The organism is Candidatus Phyllobacterium onerii, assembly GCF_028331445.1.
Classification (GTDB): domain Bacteria; phylum Pseudomonadota; class Alphaproteobacteria; order Rhizobiales; family Rhizobiaceae; genus Phyllobacterium; species Phyllobacterium onerii.
Window position 1 is genome coordinate 71,002 of sequence record NZ_JAQMHX010000004.1, and the last position, 12,646, is coordinate 83,647.

The 12,646-nt window shown below is 57.2% G+C and carries 11 protein-coding genes; 9 read left to right on the forward strand and 2 right to left on the reverse strand.

Going from position 1 to position 12,646, the window contains the following annotated elements; genetic code table 11:
- Window positions 1–37: 37 nt before the first annotated feature.
- The 7 genes from PHA01_RS10725 to PHA01_RS10755 all read left to right on the forward strand — a co-directional run bounded on the left by PHA01_RS10725 (window position 38) and on the right by PHA01_RS10755 (window position 8,290).
- On the forward strand, window positions 38–1,285 hold the full coding sequence (locus PHA01_RS10725; RefSeq protein WP_224515658.1) for an ABC transporter substrate-binding protein: 1,248 nt from the start codon (window positions 38–40) through the stop codon (window positions 1,283–1,285).
- A gap of 91 nt (window positions 1,286–1,376) precedes the next feature.
- Window positions 1,377–2,255 carry a carbohydrate ABC transporter permease gene (locus tag PHA01_RS10730; RefSeq protein WP_271895235.1) on the forward strand — a complete coding sequence of 293 codons (879 nt, stop codon included), beginning with the start codon at window positions 1,377–1,379 and terminating at the stop codon, window positions 2,253–2,255.
- The gene (locus PHA01_RS10735) at window positions 2,252–3,133 is read left to right on the forward strand and encodes a carbohydrate ABC transporter permease (protein ID WP_271895236.1); all 882 of its coding nucleotides are present in this window, start codon (window positions 2,252–2,254) and stop codon (window positions 3,131–3,133) included. The genes PHA01_RS10730 and PHA01_RS10735 overlap by 4 nt, the downstream gene beginning before the upstream one ends.
- Window positions 3,134–3,137: 4 nt before the next feature.
- The gene (locus PHA01_RS10740; protein ID WP_271895237.1) at window positions 3,138–4,256 is read left to right on the forward strand and encodes an ABC transporter ATP-binding protein; all 1,119 of its coding nucleotides are present in this window, start codon (window positions 3,138–3,140) and stop codon (window positions 4,254–4,256) included.
- A 21-nt stretch (window positions 4,257–4,277) separates the two neighbouring features.
- On the forward strand, window positions 4,278–5,807 hold the full coding sequence (locus tag PHA01_RS10745) for a GMC oxidoreductase (protein ID WP_271895238.1): 1,530 nt from the start codon (window positions 4,278–4,280) through the stop codon (window positions 5,805–5,807).
- Complete coding sequence (locus PHA01_RS10750; protein WP_271895239.1) at window positions 5,807–6,568, forward strand: 3-ketoacyl-ACP reductase; 762 nt, start codon at window positions 5,807–5,809, stop codon at window positions 6,566–6,568. Before PHA01_RS10745 ends, PHA01_RS10750 begins: the two co-directional genes overlap by 1 nt.
- A 66-nt stretch (window positions 6,569–6,634) precedes the next feature.
- Window positions 6,635–8,290 (forward strand): GMC family oxidoreductase, encoded by a 1,656-nt coding sequence (locus PHA01_RS10755; RefSeq protein WP_271895240.1) that lies wholly within the window; start codon window positions 6,635–6,637, stop codon window positions 8,288–8,290.
- 205 nt (window positions 8,291–8,495) lie between these two features.
- On the opposite strand, the gene PHA01_RS10760 is transcribed toward PHA01_RS10755, so the two are convergent.
- On the reverse strand, window positions 8,496–8,750 hold the full coding sequence (locus PHA01_RS10760; RefSeq protein WP_271895241.1) for a DUF982 domain-containing protein: 255 nt from the start codon (window positions 8,748–8,750) through the stop codon (window positions 8,496–8,498).
- Window positions 8,751–9,050: 300 nt separating this feature from the next.
- On the opposite strand from PHA01_RS10760, the gene PHA01_RS10765 reads away from it, so the two are divergent.
- Both PHA01_RS10765 and PHA01_RS10770 read left to right on the forward strand, forming a co-directional pair.
- A complete protein-coding gene (locus PHA01_RS10765; RefSeq protein WP_271895243.1) occupies window positions 9,051–10,040 on the forward strand; it encodes a substrate-binding domain-containing protein in 990 nt (329 codons plus the stop codon).
- Window positions 10,041–10,284: 244 nt separating this feature from the next.
- On the forward strand, window positions 10,285–11,253 hold the full coding sequence (locus tag PHA01_RS10770; protein ID WP_271895245.1) for a LysR family transcriptional regulator: 969 nt from the start codon (window positions 10,285–10,287) through the stop codon (window positions 11,251–11,253).
- Here the strand turns inward: PHA01_RS10770 and PHA01_RS10775 are convergent.
- Complete coding sequence (locus PHA01_RS10775) at window positions 11,226–12,437, reverse strand: MFS transporter (protein ID WP_271895247.1); 1,212 nt, start codon at window positions 12,435–12,437, stop codon at window positions 11,226–11,228. The genes PHA01_RS10770 and PHA01_RS10775 overlap by 28 nt on opposite strands.
- Window positions 12,438–12,646 lie beyond the last annotated feature (209 nt).

Sequence of the window (12,646 nt, forward strand, 5' to 3'; positions counted from 1 at the left end):
TTAAATTTTATCTCTTTTTTCTCGTGGGAGGACTGTTATGAAAAAGCTGATGAATACTGTTGCCGCTGCAGCAATGCTGCTCGGTACAGCAACGATGGCCCGTGCGGCCGAAAACGTCGAGGTCCTGCATTGGTGGACTTCCGGCGGTGAAGCGACCGCACTGGAAGTGCTCAAGAAGGATCTGGAATCCAAGGGCATCACATGGTCCGACATGCCGGTTTCCGGTGGTGGCGGTACAGAAGCGATGACCGTTTTGCGTGCCCGTGTTACTGCCGGCAACCCTCCGACGGCCGTACAGATGCTCGGTTTCGACATCACCGACTGGGCGAAGCAGGGTGCTCTCGGCAACCTCGATGAAGTTGCGGCCAAGGAAAAGTGGGACGACGTGATCCCGACCGCTCTGCAGAAGTTCTCGAAGTATGACGGCCATTGGATTGCTGCGCCGGTCAACGTCCATTCGACCAACTGGATTTGGATCAACAAGGCGGCCCTCGACAAGGCCGGTGGCAAGGAGCCTGCGAACTGGGACGAGCTGATTGCTCTTCTCGACAACTTCAAGGCGCAGGGCATCATTCCAATCGCCCATGGTGGCGTGCCATGGGAAGATGCGACGATCTTCGATGCCGTCGTTCTGTCGCTCGGCAACGACTTCTACAAGTCGGCATTCATCGACCTTGATCCCGCCGCGCTTGGCAGCGACAAGATGAAGGAAGCCTTCGACCGCATGACCAAGCTGCGTACCTATGTGGATGACAACTTCTCCGGTCGCGACTGGAATCTTGCTTCCGCGATGGTCATCGAAAACAAGGCGGGTCTGCAGTTCATGGGCGACTGGGCCAAGGGCGAATTCATCAAGGCTGGCAAAGTGCCAGGCAAGGATTTCGTCTGCATGCGCTTCCCGGGCACTCAGGGTTCGGTAACGTTCAACTCCGACCAGTTCGCCATGTTCAAGGTCAGTGAAGCACAGCTCAAGCCGCAGCTCGTCATGGCATCGGCCATAGAAAGCCCGACCTTCCAGTCCGCGTTCAATGTCGTGAAGGGCTCTGCTCCTGCACGTACCGATGTACCGGACACGGCTTTTGACGATTGCGGCAAGAAGGCCATCAAGGATCTTGCCGAAGCCAACAAGGCTGGCACGCTCTTTGGATCCATGGCCCATGGTCATGCCAATCCGGCAGCAGTCAAGAACGCGATCTACGACGTTGTGACCCGTGAATTCAACGGCGATCTGACGTCGGAAGAAGCAGTCAAGGAACTCGTTGCCGCTGTTGCTGCTGCGAAATAAGTCTCGTGTTTCTGTCCGGGGCCATATCGCCCCGGACAGGTTCCCGCGATGCTTCGCGGCAATATAAGATTACACATCGAGGGGTGAGGCTATGGATACCCGCAGCCGCATACAGGACCTGATACCGAAACTGGTATTGGGACCGAGTTTTTTGATCGTCCTGATTTTCGTCTACGGCTTCATCGCCTATACCGCCATCCTGTCTTTCACCGATAGTAAGATGCTGCCATCCTACGGCTTTGTCGGGTTTGACAACTACCGCAGGCTTTGGGCCTTGCCGCATTGGTGGCGCGCGATCACCAATCTAGGTATTTTCGCCTCGCTCTACATCATCATCTGCACGGTGATTGGCCTCGGTCTCGCCATCCTGCTCGACCAGAAGATCCGTATCGAAGGGCTCCTGCGCCCGATTTATCTCTACCCGATGGCACTTTCCTTCATCGTCACCGGCGTTGCCTGGAAATGGTTCCTTGACCCCGGCATCGGTCTTGAAAATACCATGCACCAATGGGGCTGGGAGAGTTTTCACTTCAACTGGATCAAGGACTCCAAAATGGCGATCTATACGGTGGTCATTGCCGCCGTCTGGCAATCCTCCGGCTTCGTCATGGCCATGTTTCTTGCCGGTCTGCGTGGTGTCGACAATGAAATCATCAAGGCGGCGCAGATCGATGGCGCTTCGACAGGCACGATCTACCGGCGCATCATTATTCCGCTGATGCGCCCGGTCTTCCTCTCGGCCTTCGTCGTGCTCGCCCACCTTGCCATCAAGGCTTATGATCTTGTCATCGCCCTCACCGGCGGCGGACCAGGCCAAGCCACCGAATTGCCCGCGACCTTCATGTATTCCTATACCTTCACCCGCAATTCCATGGGCATCGGCGCTTCGTCGGCCATCATCATGCTGATCATGATCTTCTCGATCATCGTTCCCTATCTCTACTCAGAAATCAGAGGGGGCAACAAATGAGTGCCCAGAGCCCGGATAATGCCATCTCCAGTGGCAAGCTGACACGCGTTCTCATCTACGCGGCGCTGTTTCTGTTCGCCTTCTATTACCTGCTGCCGCTCTATGTCATGCTGGTCAACTCGCTGAAGCCGCTGGAAGAAATCCGCCAGGGCGGCATGCTTTCGCCTCCACGCGAATGGACCATCCAGCCTTGGCTAACCGCCTGGTCAACAGCACAAATCGGTGTGCAGCCCACAGGTCTCAGGCCCTATTTCATCAATTCGATCCTCATGGTCGTGCCTGCGGTCGCCATCTCCACGGTTGTCGGTGCGCTCAATGGCTACGTGCTGACCAAATGGAAGTTTCGCGGCTCCAATCTGATATTCGGCATGCTGCTGCTCGGCTGCTTCATCCCGTTCCAGATCGTGCTCATTCCCATGGCCCGCATGCTCGGGATACTCGGCATGGCTGGTACGATCCAGGGCCTGATCCTCGTCCATATCGTCTATGGCCTTGGCTTCACCACGCTCTACTTCCGCAACTATTATGAGGCGTTTCCAACCGAACTCGTCCGCGCCGCGCAGATCGACGGCGCGAGCTTCTTCCAGATATTCCGCCGCATCCTTCTGCCGTCATCGGGGCCGATCATCGTCGTGTCCGTCATCTGGCAGTTCACCAATATCTGGAACGACTTCCTGTTCGGTGCCTCCTTCTCCGGTTTCTCAAGCACGCCCATGACGGTTGCGCTCAACAATCTCGTCAATTCGTCTACCGGCGTGAAGGAATATAACGTGCATTTCGCCGGCGCCATTCTCGCAGCGCTGCCAACTCTCATCGTCTACATCGTTTCCGGACGCTATTTCGTCCGCGGCCTCATGTCCGGTGCCGTGAAGGGATAAATCAATGTCATTTCTCCAGATCAAAGACCTGCATAAATCCTACGGCAATGTGCCGATCCTCAAGGATATCAATATCGAGATAGACGAGGGCGGCTTCCTCGTGCTCGTCGGTCCTTCCGGCTGCGGCAAGTCCACGTTGCTCAACACCATCGCCGGCCTGGAACCGATCACCTCAGGCGATATCTCCATCAAGGGCAAGTCGATCAGCGGACTGCATCCCTCCAAGCGCGATATCGCGATGGTGTTTCAGTCCTATGCGCTCTATCCAAATATGACCGTTGGCGGCAACATCGCCTTCGGCATGGAAATTCGCGGCGTCCCGAAGCCGGAGCGCGAAAAGGCCATCAAGCAGGTTGCCGACATGCTGCAGATCGGCCATCTGCTCGACCGCAAGCCGAGTCAGCTTTCCGGTGGCCAGCGCCAGCGTGTCGCCATGGGCCGGGCGCTTGTTCGCAATCCGCAGGTATTCCTGTTCGACGAACCGCTCTCCAATCTCGATGCCAAGCTGCGCGTCGACATGCGCACGGAAATCAAGCGGCTGCACCAGCGCATGAAGACCACGATCGTCTATGTGACGCACGACCAGATCGAGGCGATGACGCTCGCCAGCAAGATTGCGGTGCTGAAGGACGGCGTGTTGCAACAGTTCGGCACCCCGGCGGAAATCTACAATAACCCGACCAATCTGTTCGTTGCCGATTTCATGGGCTCACCGGCCATGAACCTGCTCAAGGCCAAGATTGATGGCAGCGCTTCGGACCTGCATGTCGTGCTCGAAAGGCCAGATGCGCCACCGCTGCGCTTGCCCATCAAGAAGACCAACAGCGCTCTCGTCGGATATGCCGGCAAGGATGTCGTCTTCGGCATTCGCCCGGAAGCGCTGACTGATCCGGATGGCGCGGACCGCAATGCGGGGTCGCTGGTTGAAGGCGAATGCCTGATCGAAGTGGTCGAGCCCGCAGGTTCGGATACTTTCGCGGTGACGAAGCTTGGCGGCAAGGAAGTCGTCGCCCGCCTGCGTGCCGATGCGCAGATTGTTCCCGGGGCGAAAACACAGCTCGCCTTCAATCTGGACAAGGCCGTATTCTTCGATCCGCAATCGCAACTGCGTATCGGCGCCTGAAACGCACCTCATGAACGGTCCATGCGCATGAGCCAAGAGATACAACCGGCCACAGCCGCAGATATCGTGATCATTGGTTCAGGCATTGGCGGCGCGACAATGGCGGCAGGACTTGCCGCCTCGGGTGCGGATATTCTCATCCTCGAGGCGGGCGATCATCTGCCGGATCGGCCCGAGAATCGCGATCCTCGGGCGATCTTCCAGCGCGGCTTCTTCCGCCCGAGGGAAAACTGGTACGACGAGACCGGTAGCGCCTTCAACCCCGGCAACTACTATAATGTGGGCGGCAATTCGAAATTCTACGGGGCGGTGCTGACGCGCTATCGCTCCGAGGATTTCGAGGAGATGCAGCATCTCGAAGGCGTGTCCCCCGCCTGGCCCTTTCCTTATGAGGAACTGGAGCCCTGGTATGGCAAGGCCGAAGCCTTGTTTCAGGTTCGCGGCAAGTTGGGCGAAGACCCGACTGAACCGCTGCATTCGACACCTTATGATTTCCCCGCGGTTCCCGACGAAGCGCCGATCGCTGCCTTGCGGGAGCGGCTGAAGACGGCGGGTGTCCACCCATCCACTTTGCCGCTCGGAGTCGATATCGATGCGTGGCTGTCGCATGGCAAGACACCATGGGATGCGCATCCCAACAGTTTCAACGGCAAGTTGGATGCTGAAACCACAGCTCTGGCATCTGCGCTCAAACACAAGAATGTCAGATTGCAGACCCTTTCTAAGGTCACCCGGCTTGAAACTGCACCTGACGGCACCACCATCGCCGCGGTGCATTATGAAAAAGACGGCAAGAGCTATGTCATGAAGCCCAAGCTTGTCGTCCTTTCCGCGGGTGCCGTCCAGTCCGCCGTGCTGCTGTTGCGTTCCGCCGACGATGCCAACCCGGCTGGACTTGCCAATCGCTCCGATCAGGTCGGGCGCAATTTCATGAACCACAATCTCTCGGCTGTCATCGGCTTCGACCCACGCTTCAGGAACGATTCCGTCTACCAGAAAACCTTTGGTTTCAATGACTTCTACCTGTCCGACGGCAAGGGCGGTGCGCCGCTCGGCAATGCCCAACTGCTCGGGCGCATAAGCGGGCCGGTGCTCAAGTCCGACTTGAAGCTCGTGCCCGAATGGATACTCGACCGCTTCTGCGCCCATACGGTGGATTTCCTCGCCATGAGCGAGGATGTGCCAAAACCCGAGAGCCGCGTTGGTGTCGATGGTGACAGGATTATTCTGGAATGGATCCGCAGCAATTGGCCGGCGCATCAAAAGCTGGTTGCGCAGATCAAGTCGGTGCTGCGCTCGGCCGGTTTCCCGCTCGTTCTCTCCAAGGCCTTTGACCGCAAGACCCCATCGCATCAATGCGGCACCGTCCGCATGGGTGATGACCCGGCAAAGGCGCCGCTCGACATCTATTGCCGCGCCTATGAGCACCCCAATCTGTTTGTGGTTGACGCGGCGTTCCTGCCAACCTCCGCCGCCGTCAATCCGGCACTGACTATTGCTGCGCAGGCGTTGCGTGTGGCGGATCATATCGTGTCGAAGGAGCTTGCGTGATGAAACCTGTGGCTCTCGTCACCGGCGCGCGCCGCGGCATCGGGCTTGGCATAGCCAAAGCTCTGGCGTCGAAGGGCTTCGACCTTGCCATCACCGACATTGTCGATGACGCGGCCAGCCAATCGGCAGTCAAGGCGCTACAAAAGCTAGGCGCAAATACGGTCTTCATCCAGTCGGATATCGCTGATCTTTCAAGCCATGGCGCAACAGCCGAGACGGCCATCGCGAAGTTCGGCCACATCGATTGCCTCGTCAACAATGCCGGTATCGGCTCAAAGGTTCGCGGAGACTTCCTCGATCTTGAGCCAGCTAACTATAATGCCATTTTCGACGTTAATCTGCGCGGAACTGTGTTCTTCACACAGGCCGTATTGCGAACGATGCTGGGGAACACCTCATCGCTTCCACGCTTGATTATCAACATTACATCGGTTTCCGCCGGGATGACCTCACCGGAACGGCTCGATTACTGCATGACAAAGGCGGCGCTGGCTGCCTTCACCCAAGGTCTCGCTTTGCGCCTGGCGGACCAGGGTATCAGCGTCTTCGACGTGCGCCCCGGTATCATACGCTCTGACATGACCGCGGTTGCCGCGGCGAAATATGACAAACTTATCGCCGAAGGCCTGGTGCCGATGAAGCGCTGGGGCGAGCCGGAAGATCTCGGCCGCATCGTCGCGGCGCTCGCCAGCGGCGATTTTAACTTTGCCACAGGCTCCGTCATCAATGCCGACGGCGCCCTTTCGATAAGCAGGCTTTAAAGCAATTGCGGGAAAAGCGGGAACCGGTTTCCCGTCCGAAATTGCGTAAAAACAAAGAGTTAGACCATGACCTATGACTACATCATCACTGGCGCGGGTCCCGCGGGTTGCGTCCTCGCCAATCGCCTCAGTGAAGATCCGGCGATTTCCGTGCTGCTGCTGGAAGCTGGTGGCGGCGATTGGAATCCGCTGTTTCATATGCCCGCCGGCTTTGCCAAGATGACCAAGGGCGTCGCAAGCTGGGGCTGGGAAACCGTGCCGCAGAAGCACATGAAAAACCGTGTCCTTCGCTATACGCAGGCCAAGGTCATTGGTGGCGGGTCGAGCATCAACGCGCAGCTTTATACGCGCGGAAATGCAACTGACTACGATCTGTGGGCGAGCGAAGATGGTTGCAAAGGCTGGAGCTATCGCGATGTCCTGCCCTATTTCAAGCGCGCCGAAGACAATCAGCGTTTTGCTGACGATTACCATTCCTATGGCGGGCCGTTGGGCGTCTCCATGCCTGCAGCCACCTTGCCGATCTGCGATGCCTATATCCGCGCCGGTCAGGAGCTGGGCATACCCTACAACCATGATTTCAACGGCAAGACGCAAGGCGGGGTGGGTTTCTACCAGCTGACCCAGCGGGATCGCCGCCGGTCGTCCGCGTCGATGGCCTATCTCACGCCTATAAAAGAGCGCAAGAACCTGACGGTCCGCACCGGCGCGCAGGTATCAAGGATCATCGTCGAGGGCAAACGCGCCATTGGTGTTGAGATCATCAACAACAATGCACGCGAAATCGTCCGCGCCAACCGTGAGGTACTGGTGAGTTCCGGCGCGATAGGCTCGCCAAAGCTCCTGCTGCAATCTGGCATCGGCCCTGCCGATCATCTGAGAACCGCCGGCGTGCCCGTCGTTCATGATCTGCCGGGTGTCGGCGAGAACATGCAGGATCATCTTGATCTGTTCGTGATTTGCGAATGCACCGGCGATCATACCTATGATGGTGTGGCCAAGCTGCACAGGACCCTGTGGGCCGGACTGCAATATGTGTTGTTCCGCTCGGGGCCGGTGGCGTCCAGCCTGTTCGAGACCGGCGGCTTCTGGTACGCTGATGACAAAGCCCGCTCTCCCGATATCCAGTTTCATCTTGGCCTCGGTTCCGGCATCGAGGCAGGTGTTGAACGGTTGAAGAATGCTGGCGTCACGTTGAATTCGGCCTATCTGCATCCCCGTTCGCGCGGCACCGTTCGGCTGAAATCGGCGGATCCATCCGCGGCACCGCTGATCGATCCGAACTATTGGAGCGATTCGCATGATCGAAAGATGTCGATCGAGGGGCTGAAGCTTGCCAGGGAAATCATGCAGCAGGCGGCGCTGAAACCATTCGTCATGGCGGAGCGCCTGCCCGGACCAAAATACAATACCGACGAGGAACTGTTCGACTATGGCTGCGCTAATGCCAAGACCGACCATCATCCGGTCGGTACGTGCAAAATGGGCACCGACCCCATGGCCGTCGTCGATTTGGAGCTGAAAGTTCGGGGTCTTGAAGGCCTGCGCGTTTGCGACAGTTCGGTGATACCGCGCGTCCCGTCCTGCAATACCAACGCCCCAACGATCATGATGGGTGAAAAAGGCGCGGATATCATTCGTGAAATGACACCGCTGCCGCCGGCAATATTTTCTAACGAAATGAATGAAAAACGCCCGCGGGCACGGGCAGATATTCGCTGACGGTGAATGCGGATTGTCTCTCCCCTTGTGGGAGAGAAAGCGATTTCAGCATCTTAGCCCTTGCTAAGTGCTAGAAATCGCCAGAGAGGGGATTTGTCTCACTGAACTACCCCCTCTCTTGGATTTTCTAAGAATTTAGCAAAAAGGCTAAATCCAAGAAAATCCTATCTCCCCCACAGAGGGGGAGATAAGCGCCTATGGCACCTCAATGAAGTCGGGTATCCAGAAATACGCCAGCCTCGCGCGCGGCGCTGATAAAGGCATGGCGCGCCTTGTGTGCGGGCTTCCAACCATCAAGTGCATCAAGACAGGCTTGCAAAGCCCGGCGATAGCTCGGTCCTTTCTTGGCGGGCCAATAACTTCGCAGGCATTCTATCGCTTCCCAAACGCTGGAGACTGCTCGTTGGCCGGCGGCTCCAAGAGTGATCATAACCGGGATGGGAAAACGCTTGTCGTTCATCACTTCCTCCATAAATGTCGGATAGTTTGGCAGCAGTTTTGCGCCGCTCAGCCAACCATAGAAATGAGTCCGGTATGAGTCCGGTTCCATGACAATTGGAAGAATTATTTTTGAATGATCGATTGCGCGGAGCAGGCCGTTCAGCCCGGTCTGGATGCCAGTCATCTGTTTTTTAGATGACCCCAAACAATCTATGTATTGGATAGGTTCCGGAACTCACATTAACGTCCGGATTCGTTGATCTGGTCGAAATAACATGAGGCTTTTCTGCTCTGAACAGCAAGCAATCGGAAACCTGGAATGACTCGCAAAAAGCTTACGATAGCCACCACCGACTATGATCACTTTCGCGATTTTCGCACTGGCGCGGTGAAAGCTGAGGGACTGGACCTGAATTGGTTGACCCTCGGTCACCACGAGATTTTCGCGCGGTTCACCTTCAATCGAGAATGGGACATCAGCGAGCTTTCGTTTGCCAAGTTCATGGCGCAGATCAGCAGGCCTGACAGTGACATCATCGGCTTGCCGGTCATCTGCTCGCGCCTGTTCCGGTTCAGTTCGTTTTATGTCAACAAGAACAGCGGCATCAAGACGGTCGAAGACTTGCGCGGGAAGCGTATCGGCTCGCCGGAATGGGCACATTCCGCAGCCGTTTACATGCGCGGCTGGATGCACAATTATTGCGGTGTCAAACTGCACGACGTTCATTGGTATCAGGCCGGGGCAAACGCACCCGGGCGCATCGAGAAGGTCGATCTCGCCTTGCCGGAAGGTGTCAAGCTGACACGCGTCGGCGACAAGTCCCTTTCGGAGATGCTCGCCTCCGGCGAGATCGATTGCGCCATCATCGCCCGGCCGCCCACCTGTTTCCTCGAGGGTGATCCCAATATCGAGCGGTTGTTTCCAGATTATCTGGAGATGGAGGAGGAATACTACGCGCGTACGCGCATCTGGCCGATCATGCACATCATCGCGCTCAAGAAACACCTGCTCGACGATAACCCATGGATCGCCCGCAACCTTTACAACGCGTTCGAGGAGTCGAAGAATCGCAGTCTCGAACGTCTGCTCGATCCTGCCGTCTCGCGTTATCCATTGCCGTGGCTTGCCACCTACGCCCGCCGTATGCGCACGCTCTTCGATGGCGATACATTTCCCTTCGGTATCGAAAAAAACCGGGCAACCTTTGAACAAATGATGCTCTATACCTATCAGCAAGGTATCGCCCAACGGCACATGACTCCGGAGGAGGTTTTTCCGGCGGGCATCATGACCAAAATCGTCATCTGATTCCTGGAGCCTTTCAGGTTTTGACTGAAACGCGCCTCCCTCTCCGTCATCCTCGGGCTTGACCCGAGGATGACGGAGAGGTCGGGGATGAAGCAGAGGTGGCGAAGCGGGTATGTTTCAAACCCGAAACACTCTAGGTATGAAAGGCTCTATCCTCCGCTGTATTTCGCTTGCTGAACCTTCTTCCGCATGACCTGATCCTGCCGGCATGGTAAGACGGGCCTCGTGCAGAGGAGGAAAATCTGTGAGGGTTCGTCAGCTTGAATCGTTCGTATGCGTTTGTGAGAGCGGAAGCATCACACGGGCCGCGGCCATATTGAACATAGTCCAGCCGGCGCTTGGCTCGCAAATCAATGCGCTTGAGCAGGAGCTCGGCGTGCAATTGCTGGATCGCAGCCCAAGGGGCATCAAGACAACGCCTGCGGGCCAGTATTTTCTCGAAGAAGCCAGGGACATGCTGGGACGGTTCGCGGCGATCAGGAAGAACATAAAGACCTTCAACAATTCGGAGCCCGGGCATCTCTCGATCGGACTGACAGCCAGCCTCTCGATGCTGCTCGCAGCCCCGCTAGCGCAGGAATTCAATCGGCAGAACCTTGCCGCCAAGGTCCATATCATCGAAGATATCAGCCACAATTTGCCAGAACGGATTGCCAGAGGTGAGATTGATCTGGCGCTGGCGTTCGACGTTGCTCCTCATAATAAGGCGGTCAACTGCACTCCAGTCCTTACCGAAGCGCTTTTCTTCGTCACCGGTCCGGCAACGGAATTCAACAAGCAGGGGCCAATCGATCTCGCCGAACTTTCCAGGGCGACGTTCGTGATCTCCACCGAAAAGAGCCATATCATCCAGCTTGTCAAACAGACGATGGAGCAACTGCATTTGCCACTCGATGTCACCTATCAGATTGAATCGAAACAGGCGATCAAGGGACTGATAGCGCAAGGTACAGCTTCTGCACTTCTGCCCTATGGCGTCGTCGCGCGCGAGGTCGAGGCCGGTACGCTGATTGCGCGGAAGATTGCCAATCCACCGCTCACGCGCACACTTTTTCTATTGCAACCTTCTGGTCGCCCGATCTCCGGCCATGCGAAAGTAGCGCTGAGTATTATCGAAAAGTTCATCGCCCATCTCGCCGAGAACGTCGCTTTCGAACTTGTCGAACCAGCCGGCCAACAGCTGCTCTATCGTGGACGCGCCAGCCAACCGTAGAGCGCGCCGAAGCCAAGCATCAAGCAGGTGCCGAGAAAGACCGCGCGCATGCCGAAATGCCCGCCGACAAACCCGCCGGCAAGGGGGCCGATTACCTGCCCGGCATACTGCGAAGAGGTGGCATAGCCGAGAATAGTGCCGGAGACGCGGTCGGGAACATTGTGGCGAATCACGCTGGTGATGCAGGGCAGAAGCCCGCCGAGCGAAAGCCCCATCAGGAAGCGCAAAACGACAAGCTGCCACCCCTCGGTTACGAATGCCTGCGGGATCAACAGGAGCGCCGATACACCAAGCGCCGCAACGATGACGTTCCAATGGCCGATGCGGTCAGCGAGCTTGCCGAGGCGCGATGCCGAAAGGATGCTTCCCAGCGCTGCCGCCGACATGACGATACCGGCGACCATTGTGACATGGGTCGGATTGTCGACGAGCTGCGCCACATAGACCGTGATGATCGGTTCGATCGACATATTTGCGAGCATCAGCAGCATGCCTGCGAGCAGCATCACGATGATCGGCCGTTTATCAGGAATGGCCGCCCAGCCGCCGCCCGGTTTGCCAGTCTTCGACTTTGCCGGGCGCCATTCTTCCTTGATGAAGAAACTCGTCGCCAGAAAGGTGATGAAAATGACGCCTCCCGCCAGCCAGAAGGTCTGGCGGATGCCGATCAAGGGCGGCAGCGCGCCTCCGATCAGCGGACCGACAAGATTGCCGGCCATGATGCCTGACGCAAGGGTCCCGAGTGCCCAGCCGGTTCGCGCCTTTGGCGTCTGTGTTGCCACCAGGACGGTGGAACCCGATGCATAGCCGCCGAGCAGTCCGGTCAAAAGCCGCAGGAACACAAGTTGCCAGACATCGGTCGCCATGCCGATCAGCGACATGGCGACCGCCATGCCGAGACTGGCGCGGATCAGCATCAGTTTGCGTCCATACAGATCGGCGAGACGCCCCCAAAGCGGCGCCACGAGCGCCGCTGTGAAAAATGTTGCGCCATAGGCAATACCCGACCATTGCACGATCGCCGCATGGTCCTTCACACCAAGCTGTTCAACGTAGAGTGGCAGGAAAGGCAAGATCAACGTCATCGCGACGATCGTCGTGAAAGAGCCAAGCAGGCAGACGACGAGGTTCTGCCGCCAATAGAGCGACTCACTCGAGGAGCCGGATTCATCGATGTCAGTCATGTCGGGGATCAGTTTTCCCACCGGAAAATTTCGATGGGCCTCTCATTGCAAGAGCGAATAGGCCACCAGTTTTTCACCTGATTGCAGCAATAGCAACATCTGGCACAGGAAGGCGGCAACGCGCCGCACGACTTGTCGACCGCAAGCTTGATCCGGGGCGAAAATAAAATAAAAAAACGCGATTCTTACACGGTTTGATCCGATTCCTA

Bases quoted from the DNA above. Each gene is read 5' to 3' on its own strand.
- PHA01_RS10725 (WP_224515658.1), top strand. From the start codon at position 38: ATGAAAAAGCTGATGAATACTGTTGCCGCTGCAGCAATGCTGCTCGGT.
- PHA01_RS10730 (WP_271895235.1), top strand. From the start codon at position 1,377: ATGGATACCCGCAGCCGCATACAGGACCTGATACCGAAACTGGTATTG.
- PHA01_RS10735 (WP_271895236.1), top strand. From the start codon at position 2,252: ATGAGTGCCCAGAGCCCGGATAATGCCATCTCCAGTGGCAAGCTGACA.
- PHA01_RS10740 (WP_271895237.1), top strand. From the start codon at position 3,138: ATGTCATTTCTCCAGATCAAAGACCTGCATAAATCCTACGGCAATGTG.
- PHA01_RS10745 (WP_271895238.1), top strand. From the start codon at position 4,278: ATGCGCATGAGCCAAGAGATACAACCGGCCACAGCCGCAGATATCGTG.
- PHA01_RS10750 (WP_271895239.1), top strand. From the start codon at position 5,807: ATGAAACCTGTGGCTCTCGTCACCGGCGCGCGCCGCGGCATCGGGCTT.
- PHA01_RS10755 (WP_271895240.1), top strand. From the start codon at position 6,635: ATGACCTATGACTACATCATCACTGGCGCGGGTCCCGCGGGTTGCGTC.
- PHA01_RS10760 (WP_271895241.1), bottom strand. From the start codon at position 8,750: ATGAACGACAAGCGTTTTCCCATCCCGGTTATGATCACTCTTGGAGCC.
- PHA01_RS10765 (WP_271895243.1), top strand. From the start codon at position 9,051: ATGACTCGCAAAAAGCTTACGATAGCCACCACCGACTATGATCACTTT.
- PHA01_RS10775 (WP_271895247.1), bottom strand. From the start codon at position 12,437: ATGACTGACATCGATGAATCCGGCTCCTCGAGTGAGTCGCTCTATTGG.